18 protein-coding genes and 2 tRNA genes are annotated in these 20,359 nt (G+C 31.7%); 7 read left to right on the plus strand and 13 right to left on the minus strand.

Annotation, left to right across the window (positions count from 1 at the left end; genetic code table 11):
- Positions 1-127 precede the first annotated feature (127 nt).
- A tRNA-Glu gene (locus tag AC1RPJ_RS07075) sits at positions 128-200 on the minus strand.
- Between the two features lie 511 nt (positions 201-711).
- Between AC1RPJ_RS07075 and AC1RPJ_RS07080 the strand changes: the two genes are divergently transcribed.
- Positions 712-784: transfer RNA gene (locus AC1RPJ_RS07080), tRNA-Gln, on the plus strand.
- Between the two features lie 477 nt (positions 785-1,261).
- On the opposite strand, the gene AC1RPJ_RS07085 is transcribed toward AC1RPJ_RS07080, so the two are convergent.
- The 3 genes from AC1RPJ_RS07085 to AC1RPJ_RS07095 form a co-directional block, all read right to left on the minus strand.
- The gene (locus AC1RPJ_RS07085) at positions 1,262-2,014 is read right to left on the minus strand and encodes a hypothetical protein (RefSeq protein WP_481761916.1); all 753 of its coding nucleotides are present in this window, start codon (positions 2,012-2,014) and stop codon (positions 1,262-1,264) included.
- Positions 2,015-2,506: 492 nt separating this feature from the next.
- Positions 2,507-3,436, minus strand: coding sequence for a hypothetical protein (locus AC1RPJ_RS07090; protein ID WP_481761917.1), 930 nt, complete (start codon positions 3,434-3,436; stop codon positions 2,507-2,509).
- Positions 3,437-3,708: 272 nt separating this feature from the next.
- Complete coding sequence (locus tag AC1RPJ_RS07095; RefSeq protein WP_481761918.1) at positions 3,709-4,356, minus strand: hypothetical protein; 648 nt, start codon at positions 4,354-4,356, stop codon at positions 3,709-3,711.
- 612 nt (positions 4,357-4,968) lie between these two features.
- On the opposite strand from AC1RPJ_RS07095, the gene AC1RPJ_RS07100 reads away from it, so the two are divergent.
- Both AC1RPJ_RS07100 and AC1RPJ_RS07105 read left to right on the plus strand, forming a co-directional pair.
- Complete coding sequence (locus AC1RPJ_RS07100; protein WP_481761919.1) at positions 4,969-5,253, plus strand: hypothetical protein; 285 nt, start codon at positions 4,969-4,971, stop codon at positions 5,251-5,253.
- Positions 5,254-5,413: 160 nt separating this feature from the next.
- Entirely contained in the window at positions 5,414-5,614 is a 201-nt protein-coding gene (locus AC1RPJ_RS07105; RefSeq protein ID WP_057973786.1) for a cold-shock protein, read from the plus strand.
- Between the two features lie 290 nt (positions 5,615-5,904).
- Here the strand turns inward: AC1RPJ_RS07105 and AC1RPJ_RS07110 are convergent, their stop codons facing one another.
- Both AC1RPJ_RS07110 and AC1RPJ_RS07115 read right to left on the minus strand, forming a co-directional pair.
- Positions 5,905-7,821, minus strand: a complete 1,917-nt coding sequence (locus AC1RPJ_RS07110) for a GH25 family lysozyme (protein ID WP_481761920.1) — start codon at positions 7,819-7,821, stop codon at positions 5,905-5,907.
- A gap of 138 nt (positions 7,822-7,959) precedes the next feature.
- Positions 7,960-8,493: a PadR family transcriptional regulator gene (locus AC1RPJ_RS07115; protein WP_409022286.1), complete on the minus strand. Its 534-nt coding sequence runs from the start codon at positions 8,491-8,493 to the stop codon at positions 7,960-7,962.
- 110 nt (positions 8,494-8,603) lie between these two features.
- Here AC1RPJ_RS07115 and AC1RPJ_RS07120 point away from each other — a divergent pair, with 110 nt between their 5' ends.
- Complete coding sequence (locus tag AC1RPJ_RS07120; RefSeq protein ID WP_481761921.1) at positions 8,604-9,152, plus strand: phenolic acid decarboxylase; 549 nt, start codon at positions 8,604-8,606, stop codon at positions 9,150-9,152.
- A gap of 69 nt (positions 9,153-9,221) precedes the next feature.
- Here AC1RPJ_RS07120 and AC1RPJ_RS07125 read toward each other — a convergent pair whose 3' ends face one another.
- From AC1RPJ_RS07125 to AC1RPJ_RS07145, 5 genes are all read right to left on the minus strand, one after another.
- On the minus strand, positions 9,222-10,568 hold the full coding sequence (locus tag AC1RPJ_RS07125; protein ID WP_481761922.1) for a glucose-6-phosphate isomerase: 1,347 nt from the start codon (positions 10,566-10,568) through the stop codon (positions 9,222-9,224).
- A 98-nt stretch (positions 10,569-10,666) separates the two neighbouring features.
- Positions 10,667-12,040 (minus strand): amino acid permease, encoded by a 1,374-nt coding sequence (locus AC1RPJ_RS07130; RefSeq protein WP_481761923.1) that lies wholly within the window; start codon positions 12,038-12,040, stop codon positions 10,667-10,669.
- A 22-nt stretch (positions 12,041-12,062) separates the two neighbouring features.
- Positions 12,063-12,965, minus strand: coding sequence for a GRP family sugar transporter (locus tag AC1RPJ_RS07135; RefSeq protein WP_409022282.1), 903 nt, complete (start codon positions 12,963-12,965; stop codon positions 12,063-12,065).
- Between the two features lie 255 nt (positions 12,966-13,220).
- Positions 13,221-14,393 carry a class I SAM-dependent rRNA methyltransferase gene (locus tag AC1RPJ_RS07140; protein WP_481761924.1) on the minus strand — a complete coding sequence of 391 codons (1,173 nt, stop codon included), beginning with the start codon at positions 14,391-14,393 and terminating at the stop codon, positions 13,221-13,223.
- A 15-nt stretch (positions 14,394-14,408) separates the two neighbouring features.
- On the minus strand, positions 14,409-15,038 hold the full coding sequence (locus tag AC1RPJ_RS07145) for a VanZ family protein (protein WP_481761925.1): 630 nt from the start codon (positions 15,036-15,038) through the stop codon (positions 14,409-14,411).
- 432 nt (positions 15,039-15,470) lie between these two features.
- Between AC1RPJ_RS07145 and AC1RPJ_RS07150 the strand changes: the two genes are divergently transcribed.
- The 3 genes from AC1RPJ_RS07150 (at position 15,471) to AC1RPJ_RS07160 (ending at position 18,814) form a co-directional block, all read left to right on the plus strand.
- Complete coding sequence (locus tag AC1RPJ_RS07150) at positions 15,471-17,381, plus strand: LTA synthase family protein (protein WP_481761938.1); 1,911 nt, start codon at positions 15,471-15,473, stop codon at positions 17,379-17,381.
- 116 nt (positions 17,382-17,497) lie between these two features.
- Complete coding sequence (locus AC1RPJ_RS07155; RefSeq protein ID WP_481761926.1) at positions 17,498-18,238, plus strand: hypothetical protein; 741 nt, start codon at positions 17,498-17,500, stop codon at positions 18,236-18,238.
- Between the two features lie 18 nt (positions 18,239-18,256).
- Positions 18,257-18,814 carry a hypothetical protein gene (locus AC1RPJ_RS07160; protein ID WP_481761927.1) on the plus strand — a complete coding sequence of 186 codons (558 nt, stop codon included), beginning with the start codon at positions 18,257-18,259 and terminating at the stop codon, positions 18,812-18,814.
- A gap of 42 nt (positions 18,815-18,856) precedes the next feature.
- Here the strand turns inward: AC1RPJ_RS07160 and dltD are convergent, their stop codons facing one another.
- A complete protein-coding gene (gene dltD, locus AC1RPJ_RS07165; protein ID WP_481762190.1) occupies positions 18,857-20,104 on the minus strand; it encodes a D-alanyl-lipoteichoic acid biosynthesis protein DltD in 1,248 nt (415 codons plus the stop codon).
- Positions 20,105-20,341 (minus strand): D-alanine--poly(phosphoribitol) ligase subunit DltC, encoded by a 237-nt coding sequence (gene dltC / locus AC1RPJ_RS07170; protein ID WP_481761929.1) that lies wholly within the window; start codon positions 20,339-20,341, stop codon positions 20,105-20,107.
- Positions 20,342-20,359 lie beyond the last annotated feature (18 nt).

The raw sequence follows: 20,359 nt of genomic DNA on the forward strand, positions 1-20,359 counted from the left end.
ACTTTTTTCTTTATTTCAACTGTGAACATAGTAAAACCCCCTGAGTTAGATTTCTCCAACTCAGGGGGTTCACTTCATTCCCCTACTTAATCACTTTTTTAAATATTCTAATTAATTACATCTTTTATCGCCCAAACGGGGCTCGAACCCGTAATTCCGCCTTGAGAGGGCGACGTCTTAACCAATTTGACCATTGGGCAAAAATACTCTTTTAAGTATAACCCATATAGATTTGATGTCAATGATTTTTATGCCAAATTAAAAATTGAATAAAACAACAATACAGATACAAACCGAGACAGTACAATGCAGCAGCCCACATAACAAAAGATAACCATTTATATTGTAGGAGAACTTTCGTGGTACCTATCAATAACGTTGTGACACACGCAATCAATAATCTAATGTATAACTTTTTTAATTCACGTCTTAGTTTTATTTCCAATACGTTCGCCTCAAACCCATCTATAGAATAATAACTTAATAAAATGTGCAAAACTTTAGCTTAATTTATTCATTTGTACTTTCTCTACATAACACAATCTTTATGTCCTTCATTATAACGTTATGTATCAATTAGAAAAGTAATCATCACTTTTCTTTATCAATAATTAATCATCTTTACTATTTCTTATTGTTTCAACAAAATATTACTATTTTCTATTTGACAAAAGACCGTTATATCGCTAAAATTAGGAAGTTAATTATTCTTGGGTAATAGCCAAACTGGTAAGGCGCCGGACTCTGAATCCGCAATCTGTAGGTTCGATCCCTACTTACCCAATCAAGTGTTTTCATAGAGTTTCATAAGGTTTCATCTAGATTCAACAAACCGTAGTCAAAACCGTAGTCAAAAAAATAAACTGTACGGGCATGTATGTACTGATGCATCTACTTTCTTAAGTAGGTGCTTTTTATTTTCCCTCAACAAACCGTAGTCATTTCATCACATCTAATTAAATCTACTTCCTTTAGGGTGTCTTGAATGTCTTGATAACCTTTTTAATTGCATCCCTTTAGGGGGTCCGAAATGTCCGAATACTTATTTTTGCCTACATATCTAATAAGTCCCAGGGATGAATAGCTGCACCCATATACTAATATTTGCTAACATATTAGGTATAAATGAAGTATCATTTTGACGAGCTTACTAGAGTTTTGATGAGCTTTATAAAGTATTTTATGGCAAGTTTTGGCAGGTTCTAACACTAACCCTATTACTTACTTTAAGAATACCTAAACATCAATTATAGATAAGGTATTATTTATTACACCTTATCCTCGCCGCTTCGCCTTTTAAAATTTTATTCACTGCATTTAACGGAAAAGATATAGAGTCTATATTTGTTGCAACTGCTGTAAAAATTTTATTAATTTTATTAGTTTCTTGATCTATCAATTCTATATTTTCTTCTTTATTTTTCAATAACCATTTTACTGCCATAGTAAGTTCATCGTATGTTTTCATTAAATCACTCCAAAGTGTAGCAATATTATCTTGATAGGTATCACATTTTTTTGATAATTCGGGTACATAGCTAACGTATGTTTCAAAATAAATTACATATTCATTCTTCAAATTAGTAATTTCATTCAATTTTTCTTTATTAATTTTTGTACCCAAATTACGAATATCATCTATTGTTTCTAATGTACCCTTAGAGAAAATATCTTTTTTCATTAAAATAATATTGGCGGTAAATCTATTATTAATAGAAATTAATCTAGATATGTTCTTAATATCTTCTACAGCAAGGGCATTACTTAACTCATTTTTTCTTTGCTCTTTTAACTGAAACTTTGTATTTATATATGCAAACATAGCTGCACCACCAATACCTATGAAAGAACCTATATAACCTCCCCAAAATCCAAGCCACCCATCACTCGAACCTACTCCTGGAACAATGCCAATAAAAATATTGATGACCCAAGGGATGATAACAGTCACTATCAATATTACTAGTAAAATGAACCATTTATATTTTTTTATAAACCCCCATATTTTACTCACTGCATTACCTCCAAATATCTTATTTACCTCTATATTAAACAATAAAAAACAGGTAAACAATACCTGTCCCAACTCTATGAAATACTATGAAACTCTACGTAACTTAAAAGGTTTATTTTAATGATCACTAGTTACTCAAAAATCACTAAATGATGATTTAACTCACACTAAACTTTTTCACACTTTGAATCTGGCTACCGTTTGTACTTCCAACCGTATCATTCATGATGGATCATTTTAGATAGTATAGTTTATTTCTTTAGCTTTTTAAATGTTTGCACTTTCGTCAACACTATTAGTGTATATACTTTTTAGCTACTATGCTAAGAAATTCATTAATTTTGCTTTTCTAAATTTTAGCTAATATTCTAAGGCCCGGTATTTATCTGAAGATTCCCAGTTCCATATTTCATTTTTTACAAAAAAAGCACTCACGTTTGTGAATGCATTAATGAACCATTATGGAATATCACTATAAAGTATTATATTTATTTAACGGTTTAGCGTAAAGTTTTCTGTATCTATGTCTGGTCTAGTCGAATAGCGTGAGATAGTTTTAAGTGAAACGGTTGTTTTGTTATGATCAGGCACTAGGTAATATTTTTCTCGAAGACTTGCACCCGTGTACACCAACTCTATTTCCCAACCACCATTTCCATAGGGTACGTATCCTCCCAACGCTGCAGGAATATCATCATTATTATTAATTTTAGTTATAGTACTTTTACTTCTATCTGTTATTATCAAGTTAAAATTGCCGTAATTATCATTTGAATTTTCATGTTTGATAATCAGTTTAATCGCTTCATCAATTGATATTGATAGCCCATCACTGGATTGTTGTGTATCATCACTAGCATTGATGATAACGTTATTCACTAGAGTATTTCGACTACCATCAGTTAACTTTTGATTTACATAAGTAGCTATTGTCGACATACCAACTTTTTGTAGTTCATTATCTGCATTGTCATAATAAGCTACAGTATTATGTACATCCCCCAGTAATCTATAATATGGATTATCACCTTTTTGAATATAATACTTAACTGTACTTGAATTAGGTGTTTTAATTGAAACATTGAACCCATCTGCTATTTTATCCGTTAAACCATTCCAAAAACGATTTGCACCATAATAAGCGATTGCTACAGCTGACTGTTTAGGATGGTCTTTCATCTGCTGAACTGTCAGAGTTCCTACATTCCTACTTGCCTGTTTTTTCGTTTCCTGTAATTTACTTTTTTCTTTTTTTAACGATGAAACTTCTCTACTCATTGAACTAGCTATTTTCTTTGAACTTGCTTGTGATTTACTAGAATCAATAGAAGATGATTCATCCTTTTTTGAATTGCTGCTCCCACACGCAGTTAATGATAATAACATCATTGCTATCCCACACGTTACCAATACCTTTTTCATTTTGAAACTCCCCTAAAATTTATTTACCTTTAAATTAAACACTAAAAATGATAGGTAATCAATATTCGTATTCACCTTATGCACTTTTATAAAACTCTGTACAACATAATCTATATTTTCATACTAATAGTCGCAGGTTTTGTTAGATTTTTAACCATTCAAAGATATTTTATACTAAGTTTGTTCAGCCCCAAATGCCGCAATAACCCGTACGACATTTTCTATTTTGGCGTACAAAAAAACATCCACAGTATGGATGTTTCAATTAACCATTATATTTTATTTTGAGTTTGCTGTGCGTCTATTGCATCTTTGGCAGTCGTTTCTAATGCAAACTCATAAGTAAGCTTTGTTCCATTAGATTGTTTTTCTATCCATTCTCCATATGTTATATGTGATCCCTTTATTGTGTAAGGTATGCGATGTGAACCAGATTCACCCCTCATTATAATAAACTTATCGGTTATCTTATACGTATAATTATAGGCTCTATCTTTTCCCAGCTGTGTACGAACCACTGTATCACTTTTTGCGTAACCTAGAGTAATTAAATCAAAAAGGGAGTGCCGTGGAGCAGTACCATCTTCCATAGCTTTACTGATGTCCTCACCATTATATTTGATTGGAGCAAAACTAAATCCTTTTTTTAATTCATTTCTCACAAGATTAGCTGCCTTAGATGACCTTTCAGCTACCATACTTGATTCTTTGGCAGCTGATTCTGATGATGCTTTACTTTCAGAAGATACTTTTGCTTTTTTTATAGACTCTTTCTTATTTGATTCACTTTTTGATTTCTGCAAACTAGATGATTTTACCTCAGATGATGACGATTCCTTACTTGCACTATTGCTGTTCCCACATGCAACTAATAATAATGCAACCATTGTTGAAGCACATAATACGACTACCCTTTTCATTATCCAACACCCCTTTATTTTTATACACTCACATATTAAACACTAAAAAAAGCAGGTAAACAATACCTACCTCCTTTGTATGTACACTCTAAATACTTCAATAAAGTAATAAAGGGTTATATTTTAAAGTTTCTAACATTCATACCCGCTATTAATTTTTAATGCTATATATATTTTTAATTGACGAAGGCTACCAACAAATTCTGCTGGTAGCCTTCTCACTGAATATTTATATTTAATTTTGAGTTAATTAATTTTAAAATAAGTTACTAATTCTACTTCTAAACGATGTAACCCTACCTACTTTACATCCTTGCAACTCCTTGGTTGCGCCAGCGTGAATAAATGAATAGAAATCATCAAACTGAATAATTTATACTAAGAATATTAATATTGAGCTACTATAACCTTAACATGTTTTTGTTTATTGTCAATTTTTCCGAATGATTTATATAGTATTTTCTCATTTTATGTTCTATTTATGATATACTAAATGAGATATTTTAATGATGGTACTTAAATTAATAAAGTGACAGCAACTTAAATCCCCGATTCAATTCTGTCTCCTTCATTTTGAATACACTATAATAATAGTTTGGAGGTTTATACACTATGTTAAGTAAGACAAAAAAATTCTTAAGAGCAAACAAAATTTATTACGATAAAGAACATCTCAATCCATTAATGGTTCCAGATCGTATTTACGTACTTAATTTTGGCTTAGATGAGGATGATCTCAATAATAGATTTATCGTTGAATACACGTATACTTGGACTGGTCGAATCAAAATTAATAAAATTACGATTCGACTTCATAATCAAGTTAGCCCACATGAATTTCGTAATGAAACAGAATTACTGCATTATCTTAAAAAACACACTAAATCGAGCAAATAACATTTGCATTAATCGTCATTAGATGTTATATTAAACTTATGTATTTATGGTTCGGTTATTTAAAGGTGATTTGTTTCATTTATGAACACACTTCTTTTTAATAGTTCAATCAACAAATGCAAAATATATTAGTGCTTACAGCACATGGAGGTTTCATATTATGGAACAAGGTACAGTAAAATGGTTTAATGCAGATAAAGGTTTTGGTTTTATTACTCGCGAATCTGGCGACGACGTTTTCGTTCATTTCTCAGCTATCCAAGGTGACGGTTTTAAATCACTTGACGAAGGCCAAGCAGTTACTTTCGATGTTGAAGATTCTGATCGTGGACCACAAGCAACTAACGTTGTTAAAGCTTAATTATAAGCCTTTGAAACTTACCTTCGGGTAGGTTTTTTTTTTGCAATAATAACCGTATACCCTCTCATCAGCTGCTGTTGTATGACTGTATTTTTAAATTAAATAATTATTTATCATCCGGTTCCTACTATGCACTTTAGGTTACGTTCAAAATCAACTTTAAATTTATCAATATAAAAAATGCCTCATAATTATTAGACGTAGGTCTAACGATTATGAGGCATTTTTAAGTCACACTGTCTTTCAATATCATAATTCATCAACAACAATTAACTTAGAACTATTTTCATTTAAAATGCGTTGCTGTTTACATATCCTTGCCACTTACCATTTGCATTGTATATCGAGTAATATTTATTGCCATTAATTGAATAAGCATATTTTACTGTATATTTCGTACCTGAGTTAGCTATAGTTGACCCTTTTTTTACCGTCCAATTAAAATTACCCCAGATATCATAGCTTCTTTTAACAGAGACAATTTTATTGTATTTAGTATAAATATGGCTAGTTGCTTTATTATTCACATAACCCATCCATTTACCGGCATCGTTATAAAGTGAGTAGTAAATATTTCCGTTTCCTGTAGTATATCTGTATCTAACGTTATATGTTTGACCATAGTAATTACTAGAAGTACTTTTTTTAGATGACCACAAGAAATTACCCCAGACATTATAACCTTTATCGCTAATTTTGACCTTTGCCTTTAATGATTTAGCTACTAAGGTATTCGTAGCATTACTGTTAACATAGCCTTTCCAAACATTATTACCATTATATAGTGAGTAATACGTATTACCATTAATCTTATACGCATATTTAGCATTGTATGTCTGTCCGGAGTTAGTAACTGTAGATCCTTTTTTACTTGTCCAATTAAAATTACCCCAGATAGTATAGCTATTTTTAACAGAAACAATCTTATCATATGATGAATAAACTAAATTTGAAGCATTACTATTCATATAACCTAACCATGTACCTGCATTATTATAAAGTGAATAATAGACGTTACCATTACCCAATGTATATCTGTATCTGACATTTAAGTTTTGACCATAATAATTAGCTGTTGTTCCTTTTGCTGACGTATAGAAAAAATTACTCCAGATAGTATAATCACGTTTAGTAATTTTAGCGGTTGCTTTAAATTCTTTAGCTGAAGCAACCTCCATTGCGTTACTATTTACATATCCAGCCCATTTGCCTTTACTATCGTACAATGAGTAATATTTGTTACCATTACTGTGATTATAGTAATATTTTGCGCTATAAACTTTTCCAATTTTTCCAGTTGTCGTATTTTTAACTTTATTCCAACTAAAATTACCCCAAACATTATATCCAGATTTTTTAATTGAAACTAATTCATTATAACTTTGTGCTTTCCCAGCTGCGTTCGTGGGTGGTGTACTTTCTGTTGGTTTGTTATCTGTTGATGCACTTAAAAACCAATCAGCATTTTTACCAGACATGATACTTGCATCAATGTTTCCAACCCCTGATAAACCATGATTTGTAAAGTTACTTGTATATTGCCATAACGAATGACTTGTTTCCATTGGCTCATTACTTTGGTATGCAGCTAACCAAAAACCATCATATGCGTTAACAGCCGTACTGGCATATGTTTTCATAAAACTAGCATAAGAGTAAAGTATAATTTTACGATTACCTACATATTTAGCCATCTCATCAGCCCAGGCTTTTGTTGTGGCGTTAGTATTTGCTTTGCTAGCATTCGTAACCGTTTGATCTTCATAATCATTGACAAAGAACTTAGCATCCTTGGCACGGTTATATAAGTCTTTCGCTTCTACTCTAGCATCAGCAACATTTTCATATTGGCTAAATGAATAAACACCATATGGAATATTATATTTCTTCATCATCGCAATATTATGATCAATCACTAAATCTTTACGATTTGACCCATATTGAACACGTAAAATAATAAATTTAAAATTTTTCTTTAATACTTTAGCTTGTGCATCTGTAAATGATCCTTGAAATTCTGATAAATCAGGAATTGAATTATCGCGATTTGTAGCCGATTTACTCAATAAAGATGCTGATTTAACTAATGATTCAGGTACATTTGACCCCATCACACCTTCAGGCTTCGAAGTATTAGCCGAGGCCTGATATGCTCCGATACCAATACCTACTATCACACTAGATAAAAATAATACATATTTCGTCATTCTTTTCAAAATAGAAACCGCCCTTTTATTTTTTGTTTAATAACCATATTCTAGCATAATTTATAAGTCAAAAAGATTAAGATTAGAAAAAAAGACCTTCAATAAAAAAATAATAGACGTTTTATAAGCGTCTATTATTTAATTAAGATACTTTTTAAACCACTTAACACAGTATTTTTCTCGTTCAATTGCATGATCTAAAATCAAATAATGACCATATTGTTTGTTGATTTCTTCTTCTGAGAAAAAAATTAATTTCATTCTTCCTTCAAGATGATCTAATTTTACTTGATGTAACTGTAATTGCTCAATTAATCTTTGCTGTAATTGAACGTCATCTTTATTTTTAATAAAATAAAGTTTCAAAATAAATTCGTCTTTAATCGGTTTTAATTCCCCACTATCTGATACTAACCAATCCATTAAAACTTTTTTACCTTGTGATGTAATAGAATATATTTTCTTTTCTAACTTAGTACCTGCTATTTCAATTTCATGCGTAATGTATCCATCTTTTTCCATTATTTTAAGAGCAGGATAAATTTGACTATGTCCTGCTTGCCAAAATTCTCCAATATCAGTCGTAAATGCTTTAGTTATATCGTACCCCGATAATGGTTCTTGATTCAATAATCCTAAAATAATATATTGTAATTTATTTTTTTTTGCCATTTTTCCCCTTAACTTGACTTTTAATACTTATCAGTATACTATAATCAAGTAAACAAAAACATGTAAACTTTTACATGTATAAATAAACACTTTAAAGGAGAACAAAAATTATGACAAATACAGAAAAAAAGTTTAAAACATTAGATGATTTCTTAGGTACACATTTTGTATATACTTACGATAACGGTTGGGAATATGAATGGTACGCTAAAAATGATCATACTGTTGACTACCGTATCCATGGTGGTATGGTTGCTGGACGTTGGGTAACTGATCAAGAAGCTCACATCGTTATGCTTACTGAAGGTATTTATAAAATTGCTTGGACAGAACCTACAGGTACTGATGTCGCTCTAGATTTCTTACCTAACGAAATGAAAATTAACGGAACAATCTTCTTCCCTAAATGGGTTCAAGAACATCCTGAAATTACAGTTACTTACCAAAATGACCATATCGATTTGATGGAAGAATCTCGTGAAAAATACGAAACATATCCTAAAATGGTTGTCCCAGAATTTGCTACAATCACTTACATCGGTGATGCCGGTCAAAATAACGAAGATGTTATCAATGAAGAACCTTATGTTGGTATGCCAGATGATATTCGTAATGGTAAATATTATGACGAAAATTACAAAATGATCAAAAAGAACTAATTTATTCCAAATAAAAATCGTCTGAACTTTTAAAAGTTCAGACGATTTTTATTTTATAACTTTTTTATCTTAAAGACGTGCATTTAATTCTTTTGAAAGGTCTTCGAAGCCAGGTTTACCAAGTAAGGCAAACATGTTCTTTTTGTATGCTTCAACACCTGGTTGGTTAAATGGGTTAATTCCATTCAAGTAACCAGATACAGCTACAGCTGCTTCAAAGAAGTAAATTGTATATCCTAATGTGTAAGCGTCTTGTGTAGGAATGTTCAAAATCATGTTAGGAACATTACCATCAGTATGAGCTAAAACAACACCTTGGAAAGCCTTTGTATTAACAAAGTCCATTGTCTTACCTTCTAAGTAGCCTAAGCCATCAAGATCGCCCTCTTCTTCAGGAATAGCAGTATCATTAACGGGAGTTCCCACATTAATTACAGTTTCCATCAAGTTACGACGGCCTTCTTGAATATATTGGCCTAATGAATGTAAATCAGTTGAGAAATTAGCTGAAGATGGGTAAATACCCTTTTGATCTTTACCTTCAGATTCGCCCATCAATTGTTTCCACCATTCTGAGAAATATTGTAAACTTGGTTCGTAGTTTTCTAGAATTTCAGTTGTGTAACCTTTACGGTATAAAATATTACGTAAAGCTGCGTATTGATATGCTTCATTTTTTGTTAAATCAGCATCTGAATATTCAACACGTGCGTCTTCAGCACCTTGCATCAAGGCATCAATATCAGCACCTGAAGCAGCAATTGGTAATAAACCAACAGCAGTAAGAACTGAGAAACGGCCACCAACGTCATCAGGAATAACAAATGCTTCATAGCCTTCAGAATCAGCTTCAACTTTTAAGGCACCAACTTTACGATCAGTTGTAGCGTAGATACGTGAGTTAGCTTCTTCTTTACCATATTTTGCGATTAATTTTTCTTTGAAAACACGGAAAGCAATTGAAGGTTCTGTTGTTGTACCTGATTTAGAAATAATATTAACTGAGAAATCACGATCACCAATTAAATCTACTAAATCATGTACGTATGAAGGACTAATTGAATTTCCAGCAAATAAGATTTGAGGTGCATTTCTTTTTTCAGCTGGTAATAAGTTATAGAATGTATGGTTTAAGAATTCAATAGCTGCGCGAGCACCTAAATATGAACCACCAATACCGATAACGACTAAAACTTCTGAATTAGATTGAATTTTTTTAGCTGCTGTTTTAATACGAGCGAATTCTTCTTTATCGTAGTCTTTAGGTAAATCTAAAAATCCACGGAAATCACTACCTGCCCCTGTACCGTTGCGTAATTCACTATCTGCTGCAGTAACAAGTGCTTGCATTTCGCCAAGTTCATTGTCTTGGACGAATTTTGATAAGTTAGAACTATCGAATGAAATATGTGCCATTTTAATTATCTCCCTCATATTCTTTATTTAACAACTTACATTATACAATACTTAGTAGAAAATATAACAGTCAAACAGAACTTTAATTACAAATTCCGTTATTTTTTTTGTTTACTATGAGAATATCCGTAACCGTAATAAGCAACTAATCCTATAATAATCCAAATTAGAAAGGCAACCCAGATATTAATCGGTAACTGAATCATCAAATAGACTGAAATAATTATAGACAAGATTGGTAACAATGGTACAAATGGAACTCTAAATTGGCCTTTACTAGGTTCACCAAATTGTTTCCTTAAACTTATTAATGCCAAAGCCAAAATAACAAGTACGGTTAACGTTACAATATTAGTCAATTTGGCTAAACTTTCAATAGACACTAACCCACTTGCAATCGCAATAAAAATACCGACTGTCCATGATGCTGCTTTGGGCGCATTCGTCTTATCGCTAATTTTTGCTAAGTATTGGGGCAATAATCCGTCTCTCGCCTCCGAATAAATCATTCTCGATAAACCATAGGCTAATGCAATTAAGACGCTTAGAAGCGTTATTATTGCACCTACCGAGATTATATTTCCAATAATACTCTGATTTACAAATCGCATCGCAAATGCAACTGGATCACTAACATTTAATTGTGTATACGGGACAATTCCGGTTAATACTAACGTAACAATAATATAAAAAATAGCAGAAATACTTATCGCACCAATAATTCCTTTTGGAATTGTCTTTTGCGGATCAATTACTTCGTCTGATGCCATCGCAATAGATTCAAACCCTAAAAAGGCAAAAAATACTAATGCGGCCCCACTCATTACCCCACTTGTACCAAATGGCATAAAGGGTTGCCAGTTACCAGGTTTAATGTAAAAAACACCCACTACTATAAATAAAAGAATAATCGCAAATTTTACAAATACCATTATTTTGCTTAAACGTAGTGCCTTTTTTGCTTCAAATGTTGTTAACCATGTAACGACTAACGTAATTATAACAGCAATAATATCGATATATGACCCTCTTGCTGCATTATACGATGCACTCAGCGCAACAGGCAGGTGGATATTAAGCCCTATCAAGAACCCCTGCATATACGCAGACCAACCTGAGGCAACAGAAGCCCCCGCTAGAATATATTCACAAATGGTAAACCAACTAACGAACCAGGCTATAAACTCACCAAAAATAACATAAACATAATTATACGAACCACCAGAAACTGGTATTCTTGATGAAAATTCTGCATAAGAAAAGCCGTTCATTATAACTGCAATTGCGGCAATAATAAACGACAAAATAAGGGCAGGACCAGCCTCTTGACTGGCAGCATTCCCCGTAACAACGAAAATACCTGTACCAACTGTTGCGCCTAACCCTAAAAGAATGAGATCACCGGTTTTAAGGGTTCTTTTTAATTTACTAACATGATGAGTTGTCGCAAATTCTTTTTTCCTTAAATCCATCGATTAACACTCCTTCACCATTTTATAAAGTTTTCATAATTCCTAACATAATAACACCTAAAATAACAAATATTGATCCAAGTGTGACATAAATCATCTCATGCTTAGTCTTCTTTTCTCCTAATAAGTAGATACTACCGAATGTTGAAATAACCACTCCCATTTGAGAAAATGAAAAACTAACAGCTTGACCTAATTTAGGAATTGATAAGAACATAAAGATGTTACCAGCGCCCCAAATAAGTCCCGTTAATACATTTTTAAAAGTTGATGAGTGCATAATAACTTCATTTGCAATAAGCGCAACAAATCCAGCACCTATAACCATACCAACAGCTTGTGGCAAGATTGTTGCCATTGTAAATGCACGTGATTCATCAGCAGTCATGCCCACTGTTGCATAATGAACAACAATTGTATAACCTACGTAACCAATTGTTGACAAAATAATAGCACGTACACCAGCAGCAGTATTCTCATTTTTTTCTGAATCAGATAGAACTGAATTTTTTTTATCTCTCAATGATGTCAAAGCAGCACCAGCAATAATAACGATCATCGCTATAGTACCAATCACAACCATTTGAGTTGTCTTCCATTCATTAAACAGTATGACACCTGCCAACGCATTACCAGCTAACTGTAAGCCTGTTGAAACAGGAACTGTTTTTGAGATTCCGATTGCTTTCATAGCATGGAATTGTTGATTTTGACCTAAACTCCAAAATAAACCAGAAACGATACCAATAATCCAGACTTTTGTGTCCATTTCTGGTTGATAAATACCATAAATGGCAATTCCAAAAATCAAGGCACCCCATGTCATACCAACTGTTTGTTGGTTGGCAGTTCCGCCAAGTTTTCCACTTATAAGTCCAATACTACCCCATGCAATTGCAGGGATTACTGCCATTAAGATAATCATAATTAATTAAATCCTCTACTCTCTCTCTTTTATTCTTTTTTCGCGATTTAACTATTTTAGCAGTAAAGTAACCGTATTTACAACCCTTAAAACAAAAATTTGATGATAGCTTTAGCAACATTTGAAACGGGTTACATTCGAAATCCATCAAAAACACTCATAAACGTTTAATTACAAGCATTTTGTTTTTATGAATTTTTTATATTTTACGAAAAAAAACAATCCTATTTAATAATAAATAGGATTGTTTTTTAATTAATCAACTTTAATAACTAACGTTTTTAAATAATTACCTTGACGATATTCCTTGTTTGTTACAAAGTCACTTGATAAACGGAATGTTTCAAGTAATGTAAATGAACGATTCTTATTAGCAAAAGCTTCTGTGATTTGTTCTTTTAATTTTTTGAGCGTCAATCCTGCCGAATTAGTTGAGAACATGATAACACCATCTTTTTGTGTAATATCAATAGCATCTTCAGCAAGTTGAACATAATCTTTTTGAACTGAGAATGTTCTTTTCTTTGAACGTACAAAACTTGGTGGATCCAAAATAACTAAATCATAGTTAATATGGTGTTTCTTTGCATAATCTAAATAGCCGAAAACATCCATTCCACGAATTTCTTGTTTTTCAGGATCAATATTATTAAGTACAAATTGTTCTTTTGTACGATCAATATTTTTATTATTCACATCTACACTAACTGTTTTAAGTGCGCCACCTACTGATGCAGCAACTGATGTTGCACCTGTATTACTAAATCCGTTAAACACAAGTTTTCCTTCAGCATATTTATTCATAATTGCTTTACGCATTTCACGTTGTTCTAAGAAAAGTCCTGTCGTTGTTTCATTAAGATATGCAGCAAATTGAAGGCCATTTTCTTGAACAATAAGTGGCGTAGGTGCATCTTTTCCACGAACTTTGAATGTTGATGGTTCACCCTTTGTATCGTAACGAAGATTAGCATAAATACCTTTATAACTTGTAACTGCATCAGAAAATGCACTATAAATCATATCTTTGTGTTGGTAAAGACCTAAGCTATACCAAGTAAATACATAATAATCGTCGTAATAATCAATTGTTAATCCACCGATACCTTCACCTTCACCGTTAAAGAAACGAAAGGCATTCGTCTCCTTATTAGTAAATAATGATTTACGGTTCATTCGAGCGTTATTAAATAATTTTGAGAAAAAATCTTCATCAATACGTGATTCTTCATTTCGTGAAAAAATCCAGCCATCCCCACGATTTTGTTCTGCAAAATAACCATAAGCGACAAATTGATTATGTAGCGTTAATGCAACCCATTCTCCTTCTTTAAAATCACGAGTTGTTTGTAAATCTTCCTTATCAATTAATGGGTATCCATTTTTAAACTTTTTTGCTGCATGTGAAATAATTTCTACTTTTCTCAATGACTAGCACTCCTTCTATTTTTTAACGTCTTTTTTATTTAATATTTGATTTAAGATAAGATATAGCCCACAGCCTATCAATGTACCCAATGAATTAAAAATGATATCATCTATATCACTAACTCCGGATCCTAGTACAAACTGTCCACATTCAATAGCGATTGATAAACAAATACCAACCAACATTGTTTTTACTAGAGAATACTTTTTAAATTGCTTTAGACTGGGTAAAATAATTCCTAACGGAACAAACCAAAGAATGTTACCATATAGATTATACACGAAATCGAACAAAGATTGTCCATTTGTCAGTTTAATTGTTTCAATTAACGGTGTCCAATTGATAGAATGAAAATTATAGGTTGAATTCAATCGGATATCCCATGGGAAATAGACATATCTAAATACCGTCAATTCAACTAATAAAACGAGGTACGCAACTAATAATAGCCTTACAAATTCTGTTCTGAAGTTTATTTTTTTCTTTTGATACAACCCTATACTTACTCGAATAACAAGATACACGATTAAGTAAAAAATTGTTTTATCAACACTTAAAAAAATAAGATGGATTAATGGAAAGTGGTTAATACCTTGTGAGTAATGATGTAAAACGTATTCATATAATTTTGATAAAAATAACATTCTTTCAACCTCACCTTCCATCTTCTCCTATATTAACAAATAAAAACATGATATTTTAGTATGTACCATTATTTTTCATGTAAATTTAATAAGTTAAAAATGCATTAACAAAGCTTAGCATCAATTGACACAAATTTAATATAGACTGTAAACTACAGTTACGATTTTAATTTGATTATACTCGAAAGGACGGTTCAAACCGTGCAGACACTCAAACGATTTAGAACATTTCTAAACACAAAGCTTGGATTTTTCACCCTACTTCTGTTTCTTTTCTGGTTAAAAACAATTACTGCATATCTTATTGATTTTAACCTTGGTGTTTCAGGAATTTATCAATACTTTGTCCTTTTGTTAAATCCACTTGGCACAACCATGCTACTACTCGGACTTGCATTATACATTAAAAAACCAGTTATTTCATATTTGACTATGTTTTTAATTTACATTGCGAACTCAGCATTACTATTTTTTAATGTTATTTATTATCGAGAATTTACTGATTTTATGACAATTAATACAATGTTAGGTTATTCTAAAGTTTCTGAAGGTATTAGTGGCAGCTCTTTTGCTTTAATGAAACCACACGATATTTTTTACGTCATTGACTTAGTGCTTATTATTTGCTTATTCTTAACTCGCTATTTAAAATTTAACACTCGACCATTCAGTAAACTTAACGCGTTTGCAATTACATCATTCTCAATAATGCTAACATTGGCAAGTTTAACATTAGGCGAAATTGACCGACCACAATTAATTACGAGAACGTTTGATCGTAATTATATTGTTAAATACTTAGGAATTGATTCATATACCGTCTACGACAGTTTCAAAACAGTTAAAAACAATCGGGTTCGCGATACTGCTGAAAGTTCTGATTTAAATGATGTCCTTGATTTTACAAAGTCACATTATGCAGCACCTAATCCAAATATGTATGGTATCGCAAAAGGTAAAAATGTTATTGTGCTCCATTTAGAAAGTTTTCAACAATTTTTAATTAACTTTAAGGTGAATGGAAAAGAAGTCACACCCTTCTTAAATTCTCTATACAATGGTAAAGAAACTTATAGTTTTCCTAATTTTTTCAATCAAGTCGGACAAGGTAAAACATCTGATGCTGAGAATCTCTTAGAAACAAGTATCTATGGATTACCTCAAGGATCTGTTTTCACATCTCTTGGATCCGAAAATACATTTGAAGCAGCTCCCGCTATCTTAAATCAAACCGCTGGTTATTCTAGTGCTGTTTTCCACGGTAATATTGGATCATTTTGGAACAGAGATTCCGTTTATAAAAGTATGGGATACCAATACTTCTTTGATTCAAGTTATTATGATACGTCTGCAAATAACACTCTAGAATACGGTCTAAAAGATAAGTTATTATTCAATGATTCAGTTAAATATTTAGAAAAATTACAGCAACCTTTTTATGCAAAATTCATTACCGTGTCAAATCATTTCCCATTTGATATTGATTCAAAAAATAAAGACTTTGAAGTTCCAGATACAGGTGATACGTCTGTTAATAATTACTTCCAAACGGCTCATTATTTAGACGAATCAGTTAAAGAATTTTTCACATACTTAAAAAAATCTGGATTATCTAATAATACAATGGTTGTCCTCTATGGTGACCATTACGGTATTTCAAATTCAAGAAATGTGAAGCTTGCTAAACTTCTTGGTAAATCATCCGAAACATGGAGCTCATTTGATAATACACAATTACAACGTGTTCCATTTATGATTAATATTCCTGGAAGTAAAAATGGTGGCATCCAAAATCAATATGGTGGTGAAGTTGATGTCTTACCTACCCTTCTTCACTTATTAGGCCTAGATTCGTCATCATATGTTCAATTTGGGACAGATTTATTTTCTAAGAATCACGATCAGACAGTTGCGTTTAGAAATGAAAACTTCATTACACCTAATTATACTGTTTTAGATTCTACAATTTATGATAATGTAACAGGTAAAGAAGTTACGCACCCTTCTAAAATTGTTAAGGAAACAATAAAGAAAGATCAGACAAAAGTCAGTACCGAACTAAATTTATCGGATACAGTCAATAATCAAAACTTATTACGTTACTATACACCAAAGAATTTTAAGCCAACGCAACCAAGTGACTATAACTATAAGAATCAATATAGTAAATTACTAAAATTACAAGAAACGCTTAAAAACAATTCGACAAGCCTCTATTCAAAACATGGCAATAAGTCGACAACAACCTTATATCAAACAGATGCTCCTGAATTAAAGGCACCAACTGCAAGTTCTTCTTCAAAAACTGTTACAAGTTCAAGTTCAAGTACCAGTTCAAAATAAACGCTACCGAAAAATAAATTTCGGTAACGTTTATTTTTTTATTCTAAACAACTTCACATAATGTTCATAACTATTATTTAAAATTAGTCATATAGATTAATCGAAGAGGTGTCATTATGTCTTTAATTCTACAATCATTATCTAGTATTTTTTATCATAAGAAACAAACAGTTGGGTTATTTATCATATTTTTTTTCACAATACTAATCGGTCTCTCAAACTTATTATTTAATCAAATTTCATTTGAATCATTTAAAAGTTTTAAAAAAATGCTTGCTCATATTAATGTTAATAGTACATCTAGTTCTAATTTACTTAGTGTCTTAACAGATATTCATAAACAACAAGTCAGCCTAATCTACCCTATTATTATTGGGTTATTGATAGCGGGTATTACTATCAGTATTGTTGTTTATAAAAAAATCATCAACAAGCGTATCAACGAATATCTTAGTTTACACAATATCGGCGAAAGTCAGCCTAAAGTCGCATTTGCATTCGCTCTTGAAGTCCTTATTATCTTTATAGCAGCATTAATTTTAGTGATAATTTTAATTTTCTTCTTTAAAAATAACTATACTTCATTGCTGAGAGAACTAAATATTTATTGGCTAACCCATTCATTAGCTATGCAACTTTCTCCCTCAGAAATATCCTCTGAGTTATTAGAATTACTGTCACATAAATTAACCAATTTTAATGGGAATTTTTTAATTTCCTCTACAAACGTACAATTTAGTACATTAATCTCGCAAGAATCATTCATTAATTCTGCATATCTATTTGCTGGCGGTATAACTATTAGCCTTATTTCATTCCTATCTGTCTTATTCTCTACCCGTAACTCATCTCATTAAATTATAGGAGGCATCACAATGCAACTAAAAAAATACACTAATACAACTCAATCATTAACCTCATTATTCCCTACCCATTCGGTTTCAATCATTTTAGATAAATCATTTGAATTCGTAAATCAACTTGAAAATCAAGACTTTATTAATTCAAATTTAGTTACTTTAATCACAATTGAAGAACTAAGCTTAATAGTTCCTTATCTAACTATCACACAAAATATGGGTTTAACATCTAAGAAACAGCACAAAAAAACATATAAAACTATTTCAAAATTAATTTATGGACAATATTTTCACCACTATTCACCGAATTTTATCAACAAAAAAACGACTGATTTAAGTCACTTTGATGAAACACTTATTTTAATTTTTAGAGCTATCTTAAACGATTATTCGGTGATCATTTTATCAGGCTTAATTGATGAATTTTCAATAATAGAAACAAGATTCTTCATTGATTTAGTCACAGAATTAACCTGCCAATTAGATTTAAGCATTATTATCACAACTAAACAGACAGAGTTACTTACTCAACCGCAAATCATTCCCTTTGCAGAATCTCCTATAATAGAATAAACCCTCATTGCATATGCAATAAGGGTTTATTCCAATTATTTTTTATTCTTGTTGCCAATCTTCTGAGTAATAATAATTATTTAAATGATATTTAGGTTTAACTTGTTTTTGAGTCAGGAATGGGTTCACATAACTATCAACCGCAACCCAACCTTTCCAACCTAAATGAATCGTATCTTCCATGAAGTATTCTTCATTACCATCTTTACTGAAATCAGCAATTTTATTAAATCCTTGGGATTTCAATTGCTTTGTAACCTTACCATCAAAGTTAGCTAGCATCTTCGACGATAGTCCAGTATAACTTGCCCAACGTTGGTTTACAGGTGGAATAATAAACAAGACGTCAGTATGTTCTTTAGCAAACTGATTTAAAATTAATTGGAAATCTGAAAATTCAACAGAATGATCATAATTTAATTTAGTCTGTGTACCTGCAAGCTTACCAATTTTTTTGTTAAGCTTATTTTTATCCCAATAACTATTTTTGATTGCAAAATCATTATTGGTTGTCCATTTAGCACCATATTTACCGGCAAGAATATTTAATTTATTTAAATCATATTTTGCTGGAAGGTTCTTAGTTTGTTTGTCGATAGTCTGTGTTCGATCGGCCATCGGAAAACCTGAGAATAATTGATCTTCATGATTCAAAATCGTTAATTTCAAGCGAAGCATCGTAGCATCCGCTTCAGATAACGACTGTCCTTCAGCAATTTTATGCATTGCATTCAGTACAGATTCATTTCCTTCACCAGACATTAAAGTAATAAATCTGTTGGCAGCATAACGATCTGACAGGCTGTTAGCATTTGCAGATAGTAACCACTCTGTTGTTTGTAATGGTGAATAAAAATTATTAAATACCTGCTTTCTTACACCATTAGGAACAAACCATTGTGGTGATACCACCATAACTGCTTTTTTATTTCTTAATTGATTTTTGATACCTTGTAAATAAAAATAATGATTAAGCGATTGTGTCCCACCAGTTCCCATTAAAAATGGACGATATGAACGATTATATTTTTTCGCTAAAACTGAAGGATGCATCGAATCCATCCGTGAAAATTCGGATGAACCGATAAATGCCACATAACCATCATCTAATGCCTTTTGACGAATAGCAGAGCCCTTTAAAATTAAAGTAGATTGCGATACTGCTGCTTTTTCTTCAGTTTTTGCAGAACTGAAATTATAATTGACTGGTGCAAGTAGTATGGCTAATAGTAATGCAACAGCCAAAACAACAGGCCCAATGATCATGAATAACTTCTTTTTCAATCCCATTTAGATCAAGCTTTCTACTTTTGCAATAATTAAATTTGGTGTTGCCCACTCAGAACGTTCAAACTCTGAAATTGGAATATCAACACCTAATTCATTTTGTAATTCTAAGATTAATTGAATTGAACCCATTGAATCTAATAGGCCTTCATCAAAAACATTTAAATCTAAATTATTTCTAACTTCTGCGCTACCTGTTGTCTCTTCTAATATATCTAAAACTTTATCTTTTGTGTTCATATCAATTCTCCTCTAATT

The sequence above is a fragment of the Dellaglioa sp. CoH-57-MRSF-17 genome, from assembly GCF_056782015.1.